Origin of the sequence: Rhodococcus sp. GXMU-t2271, assembly GCF_041414735.1 — a bacterium.
GTDB classification, from domain to species: domain Bacteria; phylum Actinomycetota; class Actinomycetes; order Mycobacteriales; family Mycobacteriaceae; genus Rhodococcus; species Rhodococcus indonesiensis.
In genome coordinates this window covers 104,558-125,432 of the sequence record NZ_JAUIZP010000002.1, presented here as the reverse complement: position 1 = coordinate 125,432, position 20,875 = coordinate 104,558, and the positions used below count along the sequence as shown (strand labels likewise).

The 20,875-nt window shown below is 68.4% G+C and carries 17 protein-coding genes; 7 read left to right on the top strand and 10 right to left on the bottom strand.

Annotated elements, in window-relative coordinates; translation table 11 throughout:
* Positions 1-12: 12 nt before the first annotated feature.
* The 7 genes from QYS60_RS01810 to QYS60_RS01780 all read right to left on the bottom strand — a co-directional run bounded on the left by QYS60_RS01810 (position 13) and on the right by QYS60_RS01780 (position 7,109).
* A complete protein-coding gene (locus QYS60_RS01810) occupies positions 13-840 on the bottom strand; it encodes an ATP-binding cassette domain-containing protein (RefSeq protein ID WP_371382247.1) in 828 nt (275 codons plus the stop codon).
* On the bottom strand, positions 837-1,883 hold the full coding sequence (locus tag QYS60_RS01805; RefSeq protein ID WP_371382246.1) for an ABC transporter ATP-binding protein: 1,047 nt from the start codon (positions 1,881-1,883) through the stop codon (positions 837-839). Before QYS60_RS01805 ends, QYS60_RS01810 begins: the two co-directional genes overlap by 4 nt.
* On the bottom strand, positions 1,876-2,757 hold the full coding sequence (locus tag QYS60_RS01800) for an ABC transporter permease (RefSeq protein WP_371382245.1): 882 nt from the start codon (positions 2,755-2,757) through the stop codon (positions 1,876-1,878). Before QYS60_RS01800 ends, QYS60_RS01805 begins: the two co-directional genes overlap by 8 nt.
* The gene (locus QYS60_RS01795; RefSeq protein WP_371382244.1) at positions 2,754-3,695 is read right to left on the bottom strand and encodes an ABC transporter permease; all 942 of its coding nucleotides are present in this window, start codon (positions 3,693-3,695) and stop codon (positions 2,754-2,756) included. The genes QYS60_RS01800 and QYS60_RS01795 overlap by 4 nt, the downstream gene beginning before the upstream one ends.
* Positions 3,696-3,814: 119 nt before the next feature.
* Complete coding sequence (locus QYS60_RS01790; protein WP_371382302.1) at positions 3,815-5,386, bottom strand: ABC transporter substrate-binding protein; 1,572 nt, start codon at positions 5,384-5,386, stop codon at positions 3,815-3,817.
* Positions 5,383-6,090, bottom strand: a complete 708-nt coding sequence (locus QYS60_RS01785) for an NAD(P)-dependent oxidoreductase (RefSeq protein WP_371382243.1) — start codon at positions 6,088-6,090, stop codon at positions 5,383-5,385. Before QYS60_RS01785 ends, QYS60_RS01790 begins: the two co-directional genes overlap by 4 nt.
* Before the next feature lie 263 nt (positions 6,091-6,353).
* The gene (locus tag QYS60_RS01780) at positions 6,354-7,109 is read right to left on the bottom strand and encodes a class II aldolase/adducin family protein (RefSeq protein ID WP_371382242.1); all 756 of its coding nucleotides are present in this window, start codon (positions 7,107-7,109) and stop codon (positions 6,354-6,356) included.
* Positions 7,110-7,248: 139 nt separating this feature from the next.
* On the opposite strand from QYS60_RS01780, the gene QYS60_RS01775 reads away from it, so the two are divergent.
* Both QYS60_RS01775 and QYS60_RS01770 read left to right on the top strand, forming a co-directional pair.
* On the top strand, positions 7,249-7,983 hold the full coding sequence (locus QYS60_RS01775; protein ID WP_371382301.1) for an IclR family transcriptional regulator: 735 nt from the start codon (positions 7,249-7,251) through the stop codon (positions 7,981-7,983).
* Between the two features lie 232 nt (positions 7,984-8,215).
* Positions 8,216-9,163: an alpha/beta hydrolase gene (locus QYS60_RS01770; RefSeq protein ID WP_371382241.1), complete on the top strand. Its 948-nt coding sequence runs from the start codon at positions 8,216-8,218 to the stop codon at positions 9,161-9,163.
* Between the two features lie 291 nt (positions 9,164-9,454).
* Here the strand turns inward: QYS60_RS01770 and QYS60_RS01765 are convergent, their stop codons facing one another.
* A complete protein-coding gene (locus QYS60_RS01765; protein ID WP_371382240.1) occupies positions 9,455-10,810 on the bottom strand; it encodes an MFS transporter in 1,356 nt (451 codons plus the stop codon).
* Positions 10,811-11,440: 630 nt separating this feature from the next.
* The gene (locus QYS60_RS01760) at positions 11,441-12,943 is read right to left on the bottom strand and encodes a PucR family transcriptional regulator (RefSeq protein WP_371382239.1); all 1,503 of its coding nucleotides are present in this window, start codon (positions 12,941-12,943) and stop codon (positions 11,441-11,443) included.
* A 134-nt stretch (positions 12,944-13,077) separates the two neighbouring features.
* On the opposite strand from QYS60_RS01760, the gene gabT reads away from it, so the two are divergent.
* Positions 13,078-14,466 carry a 4-aminobutyrate--2-oxoglutarate transaminase gene (gene gabT, locus QYS60_RS01755; RefSeq protein WP_371382238.1) on the top strand — a complete coding sequence of 463 codons (1,389 nt, stop codon included), beginning with the start codon at positions 13,078-13,080 and terminating at the stop codon, positions 14,464-14,466.
* Positions 14,463-15,908, top strand: coding sequence for an NAD-dependent succinate-semialdehyde dehydrogenase (locus QYS60_RS01750; RefSeq protein ID WP_371382237.1), 1,446 nt, complete (start codon positions 14,463-14,465; stop codon positions 15,906-15,908). The genes gabT and QYS60_RS01750 overlap by 4 nt, the downstream gene beginning before the upstream one ends.
* An 84-nt stretch (positions 15,909-15,992) precedes the next feature.
* On the opposite strand, the gene QYS60_RS01745 is transcribed toward QYS60_RS01750, so the two are convergent.
* Entirely contained in the window at positions 15,993-16,598 is a 606-nt protein-coding gene (locus QYS60_RS01745; protein ID WP_054371262.1) for a TetR family transcriptional regulator, read from the bottom strand.
* 187 nt (positions 16,599-16,785) lie between these two features.
* Between QYS60_RS01745 and QYS60_RS01740 the strand changes: the two genes are divergently transcribed.
* The 3 genes from QYS60_RS01740 to QYS60_RS01730 all read left to right on the top strand — a co-directional run bounded on the left by QYS60_RS01740 (position 16,786) and on the right by QYS60_RS01730 (position 20,847).
* A complete protein-coding gene (locus QYS60_RS01740) occupies positions 16,786-18,204 on the top strand; it encodes an NAD(P)/FAD-dependent oxidoreductase (protein WP_289380642.1) in 1,419 nt (472 codons plus the stop codon).
* Positions 18,205-18,449: 245 nt separating this feature from the next.
* On the top strand, positions 18,450-19,877 hold the full coding sequence (locus QYS60_RS01735; protein ID WP_289380643.1) for a gamma-aminobutyraldehyde dehydrogenase: 1,428 nt from the start codon (positions 18,450-18,452) through the stop codon (positions 19,875-19,877).
* Positions 19,878-19,956: 79 nt separating this feature from the next.
* Positions 19,957-20,847: a universal stress protein gene (locus QYS60_RS01730; RefSeq protein ID WP_289380644.1), complete on the top strand. Its 891-nt coding sequence runs from the start codon at positions 19,957-19,959 to the stop codon at positions 20,845-20,847.
* Positions 20,848-20,875: the final 28 nt, after the last annotated feature.

The window sequence follows — 20,875 nt, the reverse complement described above, 5'->3', positions numbered from 1 at the left end:
CGGGGTGAAACTTCAAGTGGAGGATCCGTCGTGCGCGCCGACCCTGGCCGAGCGGGGCACCGGGACCGGGATCGCGTCGAGCAACATGCGGGTGTACTGCTCCCGCGGATTCGTGAACACTTCCGCGACGACGCCCGACTCCACGACGCGACCGCCTGCCATCACCAGCACTCGGTCCGCGATCACCTCGATCAGCGCCAGGTCGTGGCCGATGAACAGGTAGGCAAGGCCCAGCTCGTCCTGCAGGTCGCGAAGCAGATTCAGTACCTGTGCGCGCACTGACACGTCCAGCGCAGCCACCGGCTCGTCGCAGACGATCATCTTCGGGTTCAGTGTCAGTGCCCTGGCGATGGCGACGCGCTGCAGCTGCCCGCCGGAGAGCTCGGCCGGGTAGCGGACCAGGTAGCGGGAGCCGATCCCGACCTTGTCCAACAGCTCGCGGACTGCCTTCTCACGCGCGTTCCGGGCAAGGTGCGTGTGGACCAGCAGCGGCTCGGCCACCGCCTCCGCGATGGTCATCCGCGGGTTCAAGCAGCTGTGCGGGTCCTGGAAGATCATCTGCATCCCACGGCGCATCCGACGTAACGCGGCCGGCCCTGCCGCGCGTACATCCACACCGTCGAACGTGATGGACCCGGTGTCCGGCTCGATCAACCGCAGCACGATGCGACCGACCGTCGACTTGCCCGCGCCGGACTCGCCAACCACGGCCAGGCATTCGCCCGCCGCCAATGTGAAGCTGACATCGCTGACGGCCGCGGGGCCTTTCTGCGGGCGGCCCCACCAGTTGCGCCCGGAGCCGAAGGACTTCGACAGATTCGACACTTCGAGCAGGCTCATCGGATCGTCACCCCGTCCAGAGTCAGGTCGGCGGCGCGCACGCAGCGCGCCTGGCCGGTTTCGGTTACCCGGATCATCGGAGGATGGACCGAGTCGCACAGACCTCGCTTCGCGTGCTCGCAGCGGTCGAAGAAGCGGCAGCCGTCCGGCCAGTCCCCAGCCGCCGGGATACCGCCGGGGATCGCCGCAAGCCGGCGACCTGCGTCGGAGCCGGGCCGAGGAATCGACGCGAGCAGACCCGAGCTGTACGGATGGGCCGGGCGGAAGAATACGTCGTCGATCGTGCCCTCTTCGGCTGTCTCGCCGGCATACATCACCACCACCTTCTGGCAGACCTCGGCGACGACGGCGAGGTCGTGGCTGACGAACAGCAGTGCGACACCCGTCTGCTCCTGTAGGTCTCGGAGCAACGCCAGGATGGTCGCCTGCACAGTCACATCCAGTGCGGTCGTCGGCTCGTCGGCGATGAGGAGCCGCGGGCTGCACGCCATCACCATCGCGATCATGACCCGTTGGCACATGCCGCCGCTGAACGCATGCGGATAGTCGTCGACCCGGTCGGCCGCGCGAGGGATCTGCACCAGCTCCAACATCTCGACGGCCTTCGCCATCGCCGCCTTGCGTCCCAGTCCCAAGTGTCGGCGCGCGGACTCCGCGATCTGATCGCCCACCGTGAACGCCGGGTTCAAGCTGCGGATGGGCTGCTGGAAGATCATCCCCATCCCGCCACCGCGCAGTTCTCTCCAGACGCGCGCCGGCGCCGCGGTCAGGTCCTGGCCGTCGAACTCCACTCGGGAGCCCGGCGCGAGCCGACCGCCGGTCTTCTCGGTCAACCCCATGACGGCCAGGGAGGTCACGGTCTTACCCGAACCGGACTCGCCGACCAGCGCGACCGACTCGCCGGCCGCCACATCGAACGAGACCCGGTCCACTGCGGTCATCCACGTGCCACGGCCGGCCGGGAACTGCACCGACAGGTCTCGAACCCGCAGAAGGGGCGAGGCGGTCCGCGCTGGAGTTGTAACGGTCGTCGTATCAGCCATCTTCACTGCCACTTCGGCTCCTCACCATTGCCCGTCGCACGCCGTCACCGAGATAGGTGAAGGCCAGCACGGTAAGAAAGATCATCATTCCGGGCGGCCACACCAGGTAGGACGCGAGTTGCATGTTCGACGCGGCAGTGCTGAGCATGGCGCCCCAACTCGCCGCCGGCGCCTTGGCGCCCAGGCCCAGAAAGCTCAGTGAGGCCTCGGCGGCCACGGCCGCACCCAGGGACACCGACATCACCAGTACCACTGGCGGCAGCACATTAGGCAGGACATGCCGGACGACCACGCGGCTCGGTCGGCAGCCGAGCGCCACCGCCGACTCGATATATGTCTCGTGGCGCACGTCCATCGTAGAGGCGCGTGCCACGCGGAAGAATCGCGGGGTCATGACCAGACCCACGGCCAGCATCGCATTCGTGATGCCCGAGCCGAGTACCGCCACAATGGTTATGGCCAGCACCAGGGAGGGAGCGCTCATCAACGCGTCCATGATTCGGGTCGACACGGTGTCGACCCCACCGCCGACGTAGCCGGCGATCACGCCCAGCGGCAGACCGAGCACCAGCGCGAGCCCCACGGCCTGTACTGCGGCGGTCAGAGAAATCTGCACACCGAAGATCAACCGGCTCAGTGCATCCCGCCCGTAGTCGTCGGTTCCCAGCCAATGCTCGGCACTCGGTGGTTGGAGTCGGGCGAGCAGCTCCTGCTCATATGGATCATAGGGCGCGACCCATGGTGCGAAGACGGCCAGAAGAACCAACGTGAGCACGAATGCCAGTGCCATCAGCGAAGCCGGCCGGTGCCGCAGTCCGCGGAGCATGCCACCGGTGTCGGTCTTCGCGGGTTCGATATCCGATTGTGTTTTCATGAGCGGACTTTCGGGTTGAAATAGCCGTACGAGACGTCCACCAGGAGGTTCACGAACACCACCACCAGCGTGGTGAACAGCACGAACCCCAGAAGCACTGGGATGTCGTGGTTCTGCACACTGTCGACCGCCAGGCTGCCCAAGCCGGGCATGCCGTAGATGATCTCGATGGTGACCGCGCCGCCGAGCACCTCGGAGACTCGGAATCCGAGAACCGTGACGACGGGGATGCACGCGTTCTTGAGCCCATGCTTGAGCAGTACACTGCCCCTGCTCAACCCGCGGGCCTCGGCGTTGAGGATGTAGTCGCTCCTGATCACCTCACCGAGCGCGGACCGCAGCTGCAATGCCACTTCGGCGGCGGGCAGCAGTGCCAGCGCCGTCCCCGGCAACACCAAGTGTCGGAACCACGGGACGAAGCCGTCGGACAGCGGGACATAGCCGAACGCGGGGAGGATCTGGTGGCTCACCGCGAAGAGCGAGACCAGCACCAGGCCGAACCAGAACGCCGGGATCGCGATGGCGACCGACGCCACCACGTTGACCGCACGGTCGACGACGCCGCCCGGACGGATGGCCGCCACCACCCCGAGCAGCATGCCGACTGACACCGCAACGACCATCGCGAACAGCACCAGCGACATCGTCGTGGCCATGCGTCTGGTGATCAGCTCTGTGACGGACTGATTCGACAGGAAGGACTGGCCCAGGTCGCCCTGGAGGACCCCCCCGAGCCAGTCCACATAGCGGGCGAACACGCTGTCGTCGAGTCGTAGGTTCTCCCGAATGGCGGCCAGCCGTTCCGGGGTGGGATCCTCGCCTGCAAGCACAACGGCGGGATCCCCCGGAGAGAGGTCGATCAACAGGAAGATCAGAAACGGCACTGTCAGCAGTAGCGGCACTGCAGCCAGCAATCGCCGGCCCGCGTAACGCAACATGGCGGCCTTTCAGGTTGGAACAGTCAGTTTTCGATGGCCCGACAAGTACCCGGATGCGGCGACGATGCCGCCCCTGGGACGCGGCCGCTGTGGTGCGGATCCACGTTGTGTCCGCGGTGCTACTCGAGCATCGCCACCGTGCGGATGTCGAAGATGCCGGTATTCACCCATGGCAGGTTGTCCGCACCGACGACCTTGCCGGAGTGCACGGTCACGTTGGTCTGGTGGCAGATCGGGACGAACAAAGCCTCCTCGAGTGTCAGCGCCCAGATCTGCTTGTAGAACTCCGCGCGATCGTCCTGAGACAGGGTGGGGTCCGCGGCCTGCTCCGCCAACGCGGCGATCTCGGGGTTGTTGTTGCCGAATCCGTACTCGCCCGTGACGAAGGTGTCCACCGTCTCGTCCGGGTCGATCTTCGGGCTGAAGCTGTTGGTAACGATCGCCTGGAAATCACCGGCGATGTAGCGCGGCTCGGCCTGCGTGATGGGGACGGGGTTCAGCTCCGCAGTGAATCCGGCCTTCGTCAAGTCAGCCTGGATGACATTGGCCGGCTTCTCGGTGTTCGTACCGGCCCCGAACGTAAGGGCGATAGCCGGCGAGTTCGCGCCGCCGACCAGGCTCTTCGCCGCGACCTCGTCGAATGTGTAGGGGTACTCGTAGGAGCCGTCCGCTGACCAGCTGCTCGCGGGATACATCTGCTGGTAGGGGGTGCAGGTGTTCGAGAACAGTGCGCTGATCGCGACCGGATCGATCGCCCGGGCCACGGCCTGCCGGACTGCGGGGTTCACGAGGTCGCCCTGCGCGCGCATCATCACGCCGAGCACATTGCGGAACTCGACCTCGTAGATCTGCACGGCGCCCTGTCGGGCGAGTCCCTGGGCCTCCACGATCTCGTTCGCCGAGCTGACCCATGTCAGATCGGAGGCCCCTGTGCGTACCCCGTTGAGTCGGGTCGACGCATCGGGTATGCCGGTGATCTCGATGCCGGCGAGGCGACCCGCCGTATCATCCCAGTAGTCGTCGTCGGCGCGGGCCAGGGTCATGGACTCCTGCGGCACGTAGGCGGTGACGACGTACGGTCCTGAGCCGGCCTCACCGGGGTCGTTCCGGATATCGGCACCAGCTGCAATTGCTCTGGGGCTGATCATCATTCCCACATTGGTGCTGAACGCACCGGGCAGTCCGACGCCTGCGCCCGGCACGAGGTTCAGCCGTACCGTGCGCGCGTCCACCACGTCCACCGTCGTGATGTCCTCGAGCGATTCCACCACGGTGCTGCCGGGCAGAGTCTTGCCGCGCTCGATGTTCGCCGCCACCGCCGACGCATCGAACGGCGTGCCGTCGTTGAACGTGACATCGTCGCGCAGCCGGAGTTCCAGGTAGCTCCCGTCCGGTGCGAATTCCCACTCCGTCGCGAGTCCGGGTACCAGGTTGTCGTCACTGTCGACCATGGTCAGCCGGTCGAAGATCGGCGTGATGTAGCTGACTCCGCTATAGCTGGCCTGCTGATGTGGATCCAGGTTTCGCGATGGGGCAGCCGTGGTCACTCGCAGAATCGCATCCCGGTCGATCTCCCCGGTACCGGTGCCTGCAGCGCTGCCCGAGCCTCCCCCTCCGCAGGCCGAGAGAATCAGGGCGGCGACGGCGGATGTCCCCAGAACCTTTGCTGCACGCTGGGTTCGCACACTCATGGTGTTCCTCTCCTCGGAGCCTGGACGAACTCCGTAACGTTTCGAACGATGGCCTCCCAGCAGCGGTCGCCGGTGTCGTCGGTGATGGCTGCGCTGTGTGGGGTGACGAGGGCGCCCGGCACAGTCCACAACGGATGCCCGCGGGGCAGGGGCTCGGGGTCGGTGACGTCGAGGATGGCGTACAGCCGCCCCCTCATGAGTTCGACGACGAGGGCGTCGGTGTCGACAAGGGGTCCGCGCCCGACATTGACGAGTACGCTTCCTGGCCGCATCGCAGCCAGGAACACGGTGTCGACCAGTCCTCGGGTGTCCCCCGTGAGCGGGAGGGCCAGGACCACAGCATCCTGCTCGGGCAGCACCGCTCGTGCAGCAGCCAGGTCGACGACGCCGTCCCGGGCGGTGCGGGCCGCGAGCGTCAGCTCGACACCGAACGGTACGGCCCGCCGCTGGATGTTCTCGCCGATGTCTCCGGCGCCGAGCACCAGCACGCGTTTACCTGTCAAGGTGCCGGTCGCATGCCGTTCCCAGGACTGAGCGCACTGCTTGGCGCGGTAGCCCGCCAGGTCCCGGTAGTGGGCCAGCAGTTGTGCCATCACCCACTCCGCGACCGGACCGCCGTGGATTCGGTCAGCGCCGGAGACCACGACACCGTCGGGGATCAGCCCCGCCCAGGCATCGCGGCCGGCGCTGAAGAGCTGGATCATCCGCAATCGCGGTAGGTGTGCTGACAACTGTGCCACGGACCCGGGGTCGACTCCACGGGTCACCAGGACCTCTGCCCGGACCGCTTCGACCGGGGGCGGGCCCGACAGATCCCAGACGACAGTCTCGACCTGTGTCGAATCCCTGAAAGCCTCGGCACCTCGCTGGTCCGGCACCAGCACGACCACTCGCTGCGCGCCCGTCGCGGTGCCCGGACCTGCCGTGCCGACTGTTCCGATCAGTCCTGTGCTCGGGAACCGGGTTGTCACGTCGACACCGAGGCGATCTTGTCCAGCAACTCCGGCTCGGACCGCAACGCCTTGCGGACCGCGGCCTCCCAGAACCCGTGGTATCCGTTCCCGTCGCTGCGGCTCTGCCTGTCCAACCACCAGTCGGGCAACGAGGTCTTCTCCGGCCCACCGGCCACGCGTGTCATCCACGCGTTCTTGCTGCGGATCTCGAGCGAGACTGCGCGCAGGTAGGTCGCACGCGCAGTACTGCCGAGCACGAACACCCCGTGCCCGCCGAGGAGGGCGATGTCCGCAGTACCGACGCCACGGATCGCTGCCTCGGCGGCGGCCACGCTGTCCACTCCTCCCTCGTATTCGTCGACGAGGACGAGCTCACCACCGCCCAGGCTGGAACTCTGGTCGTACATGGGCGGGATCTCTTTGAGGTCCGCCCATACAGTTCCGAATTCGGAGTGGTTGTGTACTGCAAATTTCACATCCGGCCGAACCTTGTGCAATGCCAGGTGTAGCGGGATTCCGAGAGGAACAGGCCAGTTGCCTTCGATCGGATTCCCCTCCAGGTCGATCCGGAGGACATCGTCGGGCCCGAACTCCTCCCAGGTCAGCAACCACGGGTTGCACAACAACGTGCCGTCACCGACTGCGTACGTGATGTGCCCGGCCAGATGGTCACGGTAGCCCTCGGCCCACAGGGTCCGAGCCAGCAGAACGATCTCCTCCGCTGGGGTCAGGTCCGGCATGAGCCGGTCCGCTGTCGGGGTGAATCCCATGGGGATCTCCTATCGATTCGTTTCGCACTGCCGTCGGGCCGATGAGGGGCGCCACGAGATCCGTTCTGGATCCTGCGATCTTCGGGAGTTGACATCTCGATATCTCTCAGTGATACTTGGTATCACTTTCGATTGAAGGATAGGAGGGATCCAGATCACAGTCAAGACGATCCGTAGCCTCGCGCGCGGCCTTCACATCCTCGAGGCGATCGCTGCACACCAGCCGATCGGCCTCACCGCCTTGTCCGCGACCACGGGCGAGGACAAGAGCGCACTTCAACGGATACTTGCGACACTGCACGAGGCGGGGTGGATTCAGCCGGCCCCCACATCGTCCCCTCAGTGGGAACTCGCCGCCAAACCGATTGTCGTCGCGGGCCGGGCCCGCCAATCGTCGTCCCTGCAGGGTCGGGCACGCCAGTTGCTCGGCCCGCTGCGAGACACGACCGGCGAGACAGTCCACCTCGCACTACTCGACAACACCGCCATCGTCGTCGCAGACGTCGCCGAGAGCACGCAGCTGGTTCGGACTGCCCTGCCGATCGGACAGATTCATCCACCCGAGACAAGCTCAGCCGGCAGAGCCATCTTCGCCCACCTGACTCCGACACAGCGAACAGCGCAAGCGGCGGCACCGGAGAAACTCCTGACATCGGCAGAGTACAACGAGATTCGGGAGCGCGGCTGGGCATCGAGCGCAGGCGCGGTGCTCGAAGGCTCCAACAGCGTCGGCGCTGCCATCCTCGACTCGACCGGAACACCAGTGGGCGCATTGGTGATCAGCGCACCGGCGACCCGCCTCACACCGGACAAGTGCGCAGCCTTCGGCGAGATGCTCGTCGCGGCGGTATCCGAACTCTCCCAACACCAATGAGCCGTTGCGGCCATGCGGGTAATCGTCTTCGCACGACCGCGGTAGCCGTACTGCCCCACGAACAGACGAAGGACGATGCTTCTACGTTCCGGATCCGGTTCCCGTCGTACGATCAGACCCTCCGTGCCGACAACTTCCACGATCGTCCGGTTCGTGCCGCTGCCGTTGCGCCGCTCGTGCAGCGTCGAAGCCCATTGATGCATTCCTGCCACCCGCTCGAGAACGGAGCGCCATGCCCCTTGCCGATGACGTCCAGACCATGCTCGACGCACTCAACGCCGGGTTTCCTCGCGTAGAAGACATGTCGGCCGCCGACGCCCGAGCCGCCGTACTTGCCCGGAAGCAGGTGGTGACGGACCCCGAGGCGGTCGGCTCCGTGACCGACACCGCCATCGACGGTCCCGGCGGCCGCCTTCCGCTACGCATCTATCGTCCTCCCGTCCACGACGCCACGGCCCCTCTGGTTGCGAGCCCCGCCATCGTCTTCGCACACGGCGGCGGCTTCGTCTTCTGCGACCTCGACACCCATGACGAATTGTGCCGTTCTATGGCAAATGCCGTTTCTGCAGTGGTTATTTCGGTGGACTATCGATTGGCCCCCGAGCATCCCGCGCCCGCTGCGGCCGAAGACGTGCACACGGCCCTCGAGTGGGCTCGCGCACGCTCGGGCGAGCTGGGCATAGACCCGGATCGTGTCGTCGTGGCCGGCGACAGCGCCGGCGGCAATCTGGCTGCGGTCACCGCGCTGATGGACCGGGACCGAACCGGCCCGGCAATCGCGGGACAAGTACTCATCTACCCGGTGATCGACAACGACTTCGACACGCCGTCGTATCGGAAGTTCGGTGAGGGCTACTTCAATACACGCGCCGCCATGCAGTGGTACTGGCAGCAGTACGCTCCCGACGGAGCCCGCAACGCTGCCCGCTCGCACCAAATCTTCCCTGCAAGGGCCGACACGCTGGAGGGTCTGCCGCCGGCGATCGTCGTCACCGCCGCGTGTGACCCGCTCGCCGACGAGGGTCGCGCCTACGCGGAACGGCTGCGCGCGGCCGGCGTGCGTACCATCCATCGCCGATACGAGGACGTCTTCCACGGCTTCCTGACGATCCCTACGCTCGCGATCACGGCTCAGGCCCGCACCCGCCTGTGGGCCGATATCGCGGAGTTGCTCGGATGAGCCGGGCCGTGCATCGTATCGCGCGATGCCGCACCTCGCGATGTCCACTGCAGCGGCACAGACCAGGTCGACATCGGACTGTGCGAAATCGCAGAACGTCCCTGTACACCTACCCATCAGGAGATGACGGATGATCCACTCCCGGCACAGGACCGGGTTGTCGACGCCGCAGACATGCTGCGGCGCCGACAACAGGGAGCGCCTGGGATGCCATCTGTAGAAGACCGCACGCACCCGGTCTGATCGACCGAATACCGCTTCCTGACGATCCTTTCCGGACTCGAACTACCCTCACGCGCCGGTGTAAGCGCTGCCCCGAGGAATCAGCAACGTCATTCCGAGCGTCAGCAGTCCTCCCACAATCATCAGCGCGGCGACCGAGTTGAGCCCGCCGGTGCCGGCCCCCGCGGACGACACCAGCAGCATCGTTGCAACCGAGGTGCCGATTCCCTGACCAGCAGTACGCAACACCGCGTTGGTACCCGCCGCTTCACTAGTATTCCCCTCCGGGACCGCCTCGACGACGAGATTCGGCAGTGCAGTGAAAGCAAAAGCGGTCGCAATCGAAACAGTGATGATCATCGCAGCCATACCGACGACCGAGTCGTGGAAGACGATGATCATCCCGCTGCCGATCGTGAAAAGAACCGTTCCGAGCAGCATCGATACCCGCGAGCCGACCGCACGCGTGATGCGACCACTGAGCGGAGTGCACACGAAGCCGAAGATCGAGCCGACGAAGGACAGCCAACCAGCGTTGGTCGGCGAGATGCCCAGCCCGAACGGTGCGGTGGTCGGAGATTGCAGAACCAGCGGAATGATCATCGTGCTGACACCCATGGGACCGATCATGATCGCGACCGTCGCACACATCGTGAGCGCGAACTTTCGGTCGGCGAACATCCGCACGTTCACGATAGGGTCTGTCACCCGAAGTTCCCACAGCACCCACAACGCGAGAACCGTCGAGCCACCGATGACGAGGCCGAGGGTTCGCGTGTCGTCCCAGCCCCACGCGCCCGACTTGCTGATGCCGAGCAGCAATGCCGCGATCGCGGGTGCGAATGCGATCGCACCGACGTAGTCGACCCGTTGCTTCGTCCCACCGGCCACGCGCCACGGCAGGACGAACAGCACCAGAAGAAGAGCAACCACAGCGTAGGCGGCCGCGACGAAGAAGATCATGTGCCAGCTCGCATAGTCGATCATCACGCCGGCGACCAACAACGACGCTGAACCTGCAGCAATGGCTGAACCCGAAATGAGAGCAACGGCGACAGGAACTTTCGCGGCCGGAAGGTGCGCACGGGCCACGCCGATGCACAACGGCAGGATCGCACCCGCGACTCCCTGGATCGCCCGGCCGGCAATGATACTGCCGATGCTGTCACCGATGGCGCTGACGAGCGATCCGACCGCGGCAACGGCGAGCAGAACGACCAGGACACGTTCGCGCCCGTATATGTCGCCGAGGCGCCCGCACACCGCGGCAGATGCAGCGGCCACCAGAAGGAATGCCGTCACCGCCCATCCGACTGTTGCGGCATCACTGTCGAACTCGCGGATGAACGTCGGTAGTGCCGCGAATACCATCGACGTCTCGAACGCGCTGATGATCTCCACTGCAACCAGAACCGCGATGATCACCCACGCGGGACGCTGTCGATCGAAGCGTCCACGCGAATCGGACCGAGGCCCCCGATGGGGGTCGCGGCTGTCTGTGGTAGTTGTCACGAGCAGATCTCCATACTCTTGCCAGGCCCAGTTATTTTCTGGGATGCGGGATTTGAGTGAACACGCGGGAAGTCCGGTTCGCGGGGCGTGGCATTGACGTCACACTCGCGTATGTACCGGCGACGCTGCAAGTGTGGCGGATCACTCTCCGTCGACGACCGGGTTGACCACTCAGTGAGACTGGGCGGTGAGGCAGATGGGGCTGCTGTACCATCTGCTGCAGCAGTGTGCTACACCGCAGTGCGGGCGCGAGTGTGGCAGCATCTGCCACGGGCGTACCGCGCGCCCTCGGAGTACGCTCGGTTGGTGCCGGATGCGTTGTGGGACCGATCAGCTGAGCAGGGCTCACAGCCCGAATGCAGGGGCTGCCCGAGTCTGCCCGTGTCACACCTGGTGGGCCCTCCACCTCTTCCTTGCTGCCCGCACACCGTTGTCCTGAGATGTTGCCTGTGGTGAATGGGCGTGGGACAACACCTCGGTAGGTACGGCCGTCCTCCCGAACCGCCGCATACACTGTCGACACACTGATCGTTGAGACAGGCTCTAGGGCGCCGGTTCTCCGATCAGCAGGGCGAGCAGCAGCTCGGCACGAACCCGGGCGTCACCGAGGTCCACGCCGAGCACCTGCTCCGCCTTGGCGATCCGGCTGCGCAGGGTGTGCCGGTGTATCTCCAGGGCGGTGGCCGCCGCCTCCCATTGCCCGTTCGCCTCGAGGAAGGCCCGCAGCGACGCGACGAGCCTGGTCCCGCGGCCGCGGTCGTAGTCGGCGAGGGCGGAAACCGTGGAGGCTGCGACGGATTCGAGGACGGCCCGCACCGCCGGGGACGCGAGCAGGGCGGTTCCGTGCGTGGCGTCGAACTCGACGATGCGGCGCGTCGCGTCCGCCGCGGCCACGGCGTGCTCGGCCTGTTCGAGGGCGCGGCGGGTGTCGGCGAGCCGGTGCGCGGCGCTGAGCCCGCCACGCAGGGTGCGGGCCTGCGGCGAGGACAGGTCCGCCAGCAGCGCCGTCACGTCGGCCAGCGTGTCCTCACCCCGCAGCAGCACGGTGAGCGCCTCGTCCTCGCTGCGCGCGTACAGCGGCCGCTGCCGGGCACCGAGACCGGCGTCGAGCACGCGCCGCACGTCGGCCGCGGCCGGGGTGTGCAGCTGCAGGATCCGGATCCGGCTGCGCGCGCCGGCCGCGTCGGCGAGATACTCCGCAGCGTCGCCGGAGTCGAGGACACCGGCGACGAGCAGTCCGAACACCTTCGCGCCCAGTGCATTCCGTTCTGCACGCAGCCGTCGCGGTTTGTCCAGCTCGAGGGTGACGAGGGAGACGGCGTGGCCGATGAGGACGAGTTCGACGTTCTCGAGCGGCCGGTCGGCCTGCACGGCCAGGTATCCGCTGACGACGCCGGCGTGCGTGACCGGCTGCACGGTCAGCGTCCGGCCGGGCCGGCTCGCGGTGACCGAGCCGGCGCCGTCCGGGCGCAGCTCCGAGATCTGCTCCGCCAGCTCCGCCGCGGCCTCGGGGTGGGCGACCACCTCCCCGGTGCGCTCGTCGAGATAGGCGACAGCGGTGTGAGTGGCGACGGCCAGTTCCCGCACGATCGCCGGCACGCCGCCACGCAGCACGGCACGGGTGATGCGCACCTGGGTGTCGGCCGCGCGCCGCACGAGTTCGTACTGCTGTTCGGCAAGCCGGGCGGTGACGGCACGGCTCACGGCGGCGAACGGCGTCGTGTACGGCACCTCGAGCAGAGTCAGCCCCACCGCGTCGGCCGCCTCGAGGACCGCCTGCGGAATCCGCTCGTGCGACAGCCCGGTGCCGAAGCCGAGGGCGGCGACGTCCGCCTCCGCGAGGCGGCGCACGTACTCGCCGCCCTCCTCCGGCTGCAGCCCCAGGCCGGTGGTGAGGACGAGTTCCCCACCGGAGAGCCACGGCCGCGGGTCCAGCAGTTCGGTGGGTTGAACGAAGCCGATCTGGCGATCCTTCCCGGCCCGGCCACCGCGCAGTGCCAATCCCAGTCCCGGTTGCCGCAGCAGCCAGGCGATGCCGACGCTCATGAGGTCATCGTAGAACGACTCGACGAAATGGCGCGGTGCGTTTCGCCGTGTTGTACGAAACGGCCCTGTCTCGGGTGCCTGGCCCACTTTCATACTCGAATCGTCTTTTCCGCCGCCGAGCCCGAGGAAGCCTCATGACGTACATCGAATACCGCCTTCCGCAGCAGCGTCGCCTGGTCACCGCGCTGCCCGGCCCGCGCTCGGCGGCACTGACCGAGCGGCGCCGCACCGCCGTCGGGGCGGGTGTGGCCTCCTCCGTGCCTGTCTACGCGGCCGACGTCGACGGTGGCATCGTCGTCGACGTCGACGGCAACGCCCTGATCGACCTGGGTTCCGGCATCGCGGTCACCAGTGTCGGCGCCTCGGACCCGGCGGTCGTGGCGGCGGTGCAGGAGCAGGTCGCGCACTTCACGCACACCTGCTTCATGGTCACCCCCTACGAGGGCTACATCGCCGTCGCCGAGAAGCTCGCGGCCCTGACCCCCGGCGACCACGCCAAGCGCACGGTGCTGTTCAACAGCGGCGCCGAGGCCGTCGAGAACGCGGTGAAGATTGCCCGCGTCGCCACCGGCCGCAGCGCTGTGGTGGTCTTCGACCACGCCTACCACGGCCGCACCAACCTGACGATGGCGCTCACCGCGAAGAACCAGCCCTACAAGGAGGGCTTCGGCCCGTTCGCCCCGGACATCCACCGCGTGCCGGCGTCCTACCCGTTCCGGGAGGGCCGCAACTACGACGGCACCGAGGTCACCGGCGAGCAGGCCGCCCACCGCGCGATCTCGCAGATCGACAAGCAGATCGGCGCGCACAACGTCGCCGCGATCGTGCTCGAGCCCGTCCAGGGCGAGGGCGGATTCATCGTGCCGGCCAAGGGATTCCTGCCGACCCTCGTCGACTGGGCGAAGGCCAACGGCATCGTCTTCGTCGCCGACGAGGTGCAGACCGGCTTCGCACGCACGGGTGACTGGTTCGCCAGCAACGATGAGAACGTCGTCCCGGACCTGATGACCCTCGCCAAGGGCATCGCCGGCGGCATGCCGCTCGCCGCGGTGACCGGCCGCGCCGAGCTGATCGACGCCGTGCACGGCGGCGGACTCGGCGGCACCTACGGCGGCAACCCCGTCGCGTGTGCCGCGGCGCTCGCCACCCTGGACCGGATCGAGCAGCTGGACCTGTGCGGCCGCGCCCGTCGCATCGAGCAGATCGCGACCGAGCAGTTGCGGGCGCTCGCCGCGGACGTCGACATCGTCGGCGAGGTCCGCGGCCGCGGCGCGATGCTCGCCGTCGAGTTCGTGCAGCCCGGCACCCGCGAGCCGAACCCGGAGGCCACCAAGGCGATCGCCGCGAAGGCGCTCGAACAGGGCGTCATCGTGCTCACCTGCGGCACCTACGGCAACGTCGTCCGCCTGCTGCCGCCGCTGGTGATCTCCGACGAACTGCTCACCGACGGCCTCGACGTCCTCACTGCCGCCGTCCGCGACGTCGCGGGCGTGCGCCCGACCCTGGCAGGAGCCACCCGATGACCCACACCCTTCCCACGGGGGTCCCGACCCGCCTCTGGCTCGGCGGCAAACTCACCGACTCCGCCACCGGCGCGACGTTCCCCGTCGAGGACCCGGCCACCGGCGCGGTCCTCGCCGAGGTCGCCGACGCCTCCGCCGACGACGGACTGCGCGCCCTCGACCTCGCCGTCGCCGCGCAGGCCGAGTGGGCGGCGACCCCGCCGCGCGTGCGGGGCGAGATCCTGCGCACCGCTTTCGAACTCGTCCACGCCCGCGCCGACGACTTCGCTCGCGTCGTCACCCTCGAGATGGGCAAGACCGTCGCCGAGGCCCGCGGCGAGGTGAACTACGGCGCGGAGTTCCTGCGCTGGTTCGCCGAGGAGGCCGTGCGCATCGGCGGCCGCACCGCCACCGCCCCCGCCGGCAACGGGCGCATCCTCGTCACCAAGGAACCCGTCGGGCCCGTCCTGGCAATCACCCCGTGGAACTTCCCGCTGGCGATGGCCACCCGCAAGATCGGGCCCGCCCTGGCCGCCGGTTGCCCGATCCTGGTCAAGCCAGCCGCCGAGACCCCGCTGACGATGCTGCTGCTCGGGCAGGTCTTCGCCGACGCCGGCCTGCCGGCCGGGGTCCTGTCGATCCTGCCCGCCACCGACGCCGCGGCGCTCACCGGGCCGCTGCTCGCCGACGCGCGGCTGCGCAAGATCACCTTCACCGGCTCCACCGGCGTCGGCAAACTGCTGGTCCGCCAGTCCGCCGACCGGCTGCTGCGCACCTCCATGGAACTCGGCGGCAACGCCCCGTTCCTGGTGTTCGACGACGCCGACGTCGACGCCGCCGTCGACGGCGCGATGGCCGCGAAGATGCGCAACGGCGGCGAGGCCTGCACCGCTGCCAACCGCTTCCACGTCGCCCGCACTGTCGCGGACGAGTTCACCGACAAGCTCACCGCCCGCATCGCGGCGCTGCGCACCGGCCACGGCCTCGACGACGGCACCGACCTCGGCCCGCTCATCACCGCCCGCCAGCGCGCCACGGTCGACACGCTGGTGCGCGACGCCGTCGAACGCGGTGCCCGCGTCCGCACCGGCGGGCAGATCCCCGACGGGCCCGGCACGTTCTACCCGCCGACCGTGCTCGACGAGGTGCCGGCCGACGCGCGGCTGCTGCGCGAGGAGATCTTCGGCCCGGTCGCGGCGATCACCGTCTTCGACACCGAGGACGAGGCCGTCGCCGCCGCCAACGACACCGAATACGGCCTGGCCGCCTACTTCTACACCCGCGACCTGAACCGCGCGATGCGCGTGGCGGGCGCGCTGAAGACCGGCATGGTCGGTGTCAACCGCGGGGTCATCTCCGACGTCGCCGCCCCCTTCGGCGGCGTCAAGGAGTCCGGTTTCGGCCGCGAGGGTGCTGCCGAGGGCATCGAGGAATACCTCGACACCAAATACATCGCCCTGTAGCGGGACCACCAGGAAATCGAATACCGGCTCGGTCCGGGAGTGCGGCACGTCGCACCCCCGGACCGAGCCGTATTCTGTTGCGGATCAGCCCTTCCGAAGCCGGTCCAGGCGGGCTTCGAGTCCGGCGATCATGGCGTCGAGGCCGGCGTCGAAACCTGCGTCCGGGGTGTAGTCGCCGCCCGATCCGGCGAACGCGTCGATCGCTGCGGTGAACACCGGGCTACCGCCGGCGAGGTCGGCGGTGTCGAAGATGTCGGCCGGGGCGTTGGCGTCGAGCGCGGAGCCGAAGATGAACGACTCCAGCGCGACGACGACCGGCACGATGGTCTCGATCGGCCACCCGGCGTCGGCGAAGCCCGCGGCCACCGCCTCGTAGACCGCCAGCGTGCGGGGCGCGCCCGCCACGGGCATCACGGCGATCACCGGGACCAGCGGCGCGTGCCGGGCGAACACGTCCCGGTAGGACAGGGCCCAGCGCCGCGTCGCCACGGCCCACGGCTCGACGCCGAACCCGCTCACGTCGACCTTGGTCATGAGATCCTCCTGCACCCACAGCAGGACGTCCTGCTTCGAGCTCACGTGGTTGTACAGGGCGGACGGGGCCACACCGAGGGCGCGGGCGAGCTTGGCGACGGTGAAGGCGTCGTAGCCGCCGTGTTCGATCACGTCGAGCGCGGCGTCGGTGATCACTTGCCGAGACAGCACTTTCGTCGACGGCCGACCGGCGCGCCGGTGCGTCCCCTCTCCCACGCCGCTTCCCTTCGTCTCACGATTCCCGGCCACGAATTGCCGCGAAGGTCTTCTCCTCGCGCCTCGATGAGGTTACAGTGTGATGCGACACATATGAATGTCGTTCATTTTCTCGAAGGGGAATCCCATGCAATCCATCGAGCGTGACGTCGTCGTCGTGGGGGCGGGCCCGTCCGGTCTGACCGCCGCCCACCGCCTGCGGCAGGCGGGCCTGCGGGTCGCCGTCCTCGAAGCCCGCGACCGTGTCGGCGGCCGCACCTGGACCGACACCATCGACGGAGCGATGCTCGAGATCGGCGGTCAGTGGGTGTCCCCCGACCAGACCGCCCTGATCGCCCTCCTCGACGAACTGGGCCTGCGGACGTTCGCCCGCTACCGCGAGGGCGAGAACATCTACCTCGACGCCGAGGGCCGGCCCGTCCGGTACTGCGGCGAGACGTTCCCCACGTCCGAGCGCACCCGCGCCGAGATGGACAAGCTGATCGCGCTGCTCGACGAGCTCGCCGCCGAGATCGGCCCCCACGAGCCGTGGGCACATCCGCGGGCGCGGGAACTCGACACCGTCTCCTTCCACCACTGGCTCCGGGCCAACTCGGACGACGAAGAGGCATGCGCCAACATCGGGCTGTTCATCGCCGGGGGCATGCTCACCAAGCCGGCCCACGCGTTCTCCGCGCTGCAGGCGATCCTCATGGCGGCCTCCGCGGGTTCGTTCAGCAACCTCGTGGACGAGGACTTCATCCTCGACAAGCGCGTCGTCGGCGGTATGCAGCAGGTGTCGGAGCGGCTGGCCGAAAAGCTGGGCGACGACGTGTTTCTCGGCAATCCGGTGCGAACCCTGCACTGGCCCGAAGGTGAGGAGGCCGGGGCACCGGGGCGCGTGCGCGCGGTGGCCGACGGGGTCGCCGTCGATGCCCGGTTCGCCGTGCTGGCGGTGCCGCCGAACCTGTACTCCCGCATCTCCTACGTCCCGCCGCTGCCGCGCCGCCAGCACCAGATGCACCAGCACCAGTCCCTCGGGCTCGTCATCAAGGTGCACGCCGTGTACGACACGCCGTTCTGGCGCGAGGAGGGCCTGTCCGGCACGTGCTTCGGCGCCGGGGCACTCGTCCAGGAGATCTACGACAACACCAATTTCGAGGATCCGCGGGGCACCCTGGTGGCCTTCGTGGCGGACGAGAAGGCCGACGCCGTCTTCGAGCTCTCCGCCGCGGAACGCAAGGCCGCGATCCTTTCGTCCATGGCCGGTTATCTCGGCGAGAAGGCGCTGAACCCGGTGGTCTACTACGAATCCGACTGGGGGTCGGAGGAGTGGACCCGCGGGGCCTACGCGGCGAGCTACGATCTCGGCGGCCTGCACCGCTACGGCAAGGACCAGCTCACCCCGGTCGGACCGATCCTCTTCTCGTCGTCCGATCTGGCTGCCGAGGGCTACCAGCACGTCGACGGCGCTGTGCGCATGGGCGAGGACACGGCCCGGCGCATCCTCGACGCCCTCGGCTCCCCCGCGACGGCGACCGCAGCGTCCGGCGCCCCGGCGCACTGACCGGCCGGACCACGATAAGACCGAACATACTGTTCCACACCACTTTTCACGCTCGCTCGGCGCCGGTCCCGGCGTCCGGCCCGCTCACGACGAGGTGAACATTCCGGTCCCGGCGGCGCCGCCCTCCGAACCCTCCGCACCCCATCCGCCGGCCGGATCCCCTGGCCCGGCACCACCGGTGCGGCCCACACTGATCACCAGAGTTCCTGCCCCCGGTCGGGCAGGCCTCCGAGAGGAACCCAGTCATGACCGATCTCCGCGAGAACTACATCGACGGCGCCTTCGTGCCCTCGACGGCCACGCAATCCCTGCCGCTGATCGACCCGGTCGACGAATCCCTCGTCGGCTCGATCCCGGTGTCGACCGCCGCCGACGTCGACGCCGCCGTCGCGGCCGCGCAGCGCGCGTTCCGGACCTGGGGCAGGACCACCCCCAAGGAACGCCAGGCGGCGCTGCTGAAGCTGGCCGACGCCCTCGAAGAGCACTGCGACGAACTCGTCGAGGCGGAGTGCCGCAACACCGGCCAGCCGAAATCCATGATCGCCGACGAGGAGGTCAAGGTCGGCGCGGACCAGCTGCGTTTCTTCGCTGGCGCGGCCCGCATGCTCGAGGGCAAGGCGGCCGGCGAGTACATGGAGGGCCACACCTCCTACGTGCGGCGCGAGCCGATCGGCGTGGTCGGGCAGGTCACGCCCTGGAACTACCCGCTGATGATGGCGCTGTGGAAGATCGGACCCGCGCTCGCGGCCGGTAACACGATCGTGCTCAAGCCGAGCGACACCACCCCCGACAGCACGCTGGTGCTGGCCCGCCTGACCCGGGACATCCTGCCCGACGGCGTCTTCAACGTCGTGCTCGGCAACGCCGCCACCGGAACCGCCCTCGTCGAGCATCCCGCGCTCGGCCTGGTGTCGATCACCGGCTCGGTCCGCGCCGGCACCGAGGTGGCGATCTCCGCGGCCCGGCAGCTCAAGCGCGCGCACCTCGAACTCGGCGGCAAGGCCCCCGTCCTGGTGTTTGACGACGCCGACGTGCCGAAGACCGCCGAAGCCGTCGCGGCGGCCGCCTTCTTCAACGGCGGCCAGGACTGCACGGCCGCCACCCGGGTACTGGTCCACGAGTCGATCCACGACGACCTCGTCGACGCGCTGGTGCGGCAGGCCGAGCAGCTGCGTCCGGGCCGGCCCGACGACCCGGACGCCTTCTACGGCCCGCTCAACAACGCCGTGCACTTCCAGCGCGTCACCGAGAAGATCGCCGCCCTGCCCGCCTCGGCGACGATCGTCACCGGCGGCAAGCGCGCCGGCGAGAAGGGCTTCTTCTTCGAACCGACGATCGTCACCGGCGTGGATCAGCACGACCCCATCGTGCAGGACGAGACCTTCGGCCCGGTCCTGACGGTGCAGTCCTTCGCCACCGAGGACGAGGCCGTCGCGCTGGCCAACGACGTCCGCTACGGGCTCGCCGCGAGCGTGTGGACCCGCGATCACGGGCGCACCCAGCGGCTGTCCGCCGCGCTCGACTTCGGCGCGGTGTGGATCAACTGCCACATCCCGCTCGTCGCGGAGATGCCGCACGGTGGGTTCAAGCAGTCCGGCTACGGCAAGGACCTCTCCGCCTACAGCGTCGAGGACTACACCCGTATCAAGCACGTCATGAGCACCCACGACTGACCCTCCGCGGCCCCACCGCGCCGTTGCCGGAAGCCGGCCGTACCCCTACCGCCGGCTTCCCCTACCGGATCGGAATCCCATGAGACTGGTTGTCGGATACCTCGCCACCCCCAGCGGCGCGGACGGGCTGGCGCTCGGCGTCCAGCTGGCCCGCAGTCTGGGCGCCGAACTCGACATCTGTATGGTCCTGCCCCCGGACCGCCCGGTGCCCTCCCGGGTGCCCGCCGAACCCGGATACGAGGACGTCCTCGCCGGCACGGGCGAAGCATGGCTCGCCCAGGCGGCGGCCACGGTGCCCGACGACGTGCGGGCACACACGCACCTGAGCTTCCACGACTCCTTCGCGCAGGGCCTGCTCGACGAGGTGGCCCGGCTCGGCGCGCGCGCCGTCGTTCTCGGGGCGGCGGGCGACGGGCTCCTCGGCCGGCACTCCGTCGGCACGGTGTCCTCCGAGCTGCTGCATTCGGCGCCCGTGCCGCTGGCCCTGGCACCGCGTGGATTCCGGCACTCCGCCGCGCCCCACGTCCGCGAGGTCACGTGCGCACTCGGCACCCGCACCGGAGCGGACGTCCTGCTCAGGACCGCGGTCCGCGCCTGCGAGCGGATGCGCACGCCGCTGCGGCTCGTCTCGCTCGTCGCCCTCGACCCGCAGGCTCTCGGCCGCGACGCGCGCAAGTCGCACGAGCTCGCCCTCGAGTCGGCGCGGGACCACGCCCGCACCCTGCTGGACACCGCCCGCGCCGAGCTTCCCGGCGACTACCCGGTCAGGTCGCTCGTCGCGGACGGGGACACCGTCGAATCGGCGGTGGCGAAGCTCGAATGGCACGACGGCGACGTCGTGATGGTCGGCTCGAGCCGGCTCGCCCAACCGCACCGGCTCTTCCTGGGTTCGACGGCAGCGAAGATGCTGCGGGTCGTTCCGGTGCCCATGATCGTCGTTCCCAAGCACGAGTTCGAGAACAGTGAGTAGACCCGTCATGACGAATTCGCTTCCCACC

Coding starts and splice junctions, on each gene's coding strand:
- QYS60_RS01810 (WP_371382247.1), bottom strand. CDS start 840: ATGAGCCTGCTCGAAGTGTCGAATCTGTCGAAGTCCTTCGGCTCCGGG.
- QYS60_RS01805 (WP_371382246.1), bottom strand. CDS start 1,883: ATGGCTGATACGACGACCGTTACAACTCCAGCGCGGACCGCCTCGCCC.
- QYS60_RS01800 (WP_371382245.1), bottom strand. CDS start 2,757: ATGAAAACACAATCGGATATCGAACCCGCGAAGACCGACACCGGTGGC.
- QYS60_RS01795 (WP_371382244.1), bottom strand. CDS start 3,695: ATGTTGCGTTACGCGGGCCGGCGATTGCTGGCTGCAGTGCCGCTACTG.
- QYS60_RS01790 (WP_371382302.1), bottom strand. CDS start 5,386: ATGAGTGTGCGAACCCAGCGTGCAGCAAAGGTTCTGGGGACATCCGCC.
- QYS60_RS01785 (WP_371382243.1), bottom strand. CDS start 6,090: ATGATCCAGCTCTTCAGCGCCGGCCGCGATGCCTGGGCGGGGCTGATC.
- QYS60_RS01780 (WP_371382242.1), bottom strand. CDS start 7,109: ATGGGATTCACCCCGACAGCGGACCGGCTCATGCCGGACCTGACCCCA.
- QYS60_RS01770 (WP_371382241.1), top strand. CDS start 8,216: ATGCCCCTTGCCGATGACGTCCAGACCATGCTCGACGCACTCAACGCC.
- QYS60_RS01760 (WP_371382239.1), bottom strand. CDS start 12,943: ATGAGCGTCGGCATCGCCTGGCTGCTGCGGCAACCGGGACTGGGATTG.
- gabT (WP_371382238.1), top strand. CDS start 13,078: ATGACGTACATCGAATACCGCCTTCCGCAGCAGCGTCGCCTGGTCACC.
- QYS60_RS01750 (WP_371382237.1), top strand. CDS start 14,463: ATGACCCACACCCTTCCCACGGGGGTCCCGACCCGCCTCTGGCTCGGC.
- QYS60_RS01740 (WP_289380642.1), top strand. CDS start 16,786: ATGCAATCCATCGAGCGTGACGTCGTCGTCGTGGGGGCGGGCCCGTCC.
- QYS60_RS01735 (WP_289380643.1), top strand. CDS start 18,450: ATGACCGATCTCCGCGAGAACTACATCGACGGCGCCTTCGTGCCCTCG.
- QYS60_RS01730 (WP_289380644.1), top strand. CDS start 19,957: ATGAGACTGGTTGTCGGATACCTCGCCACCCCCAGCGGCGCGGACGGG.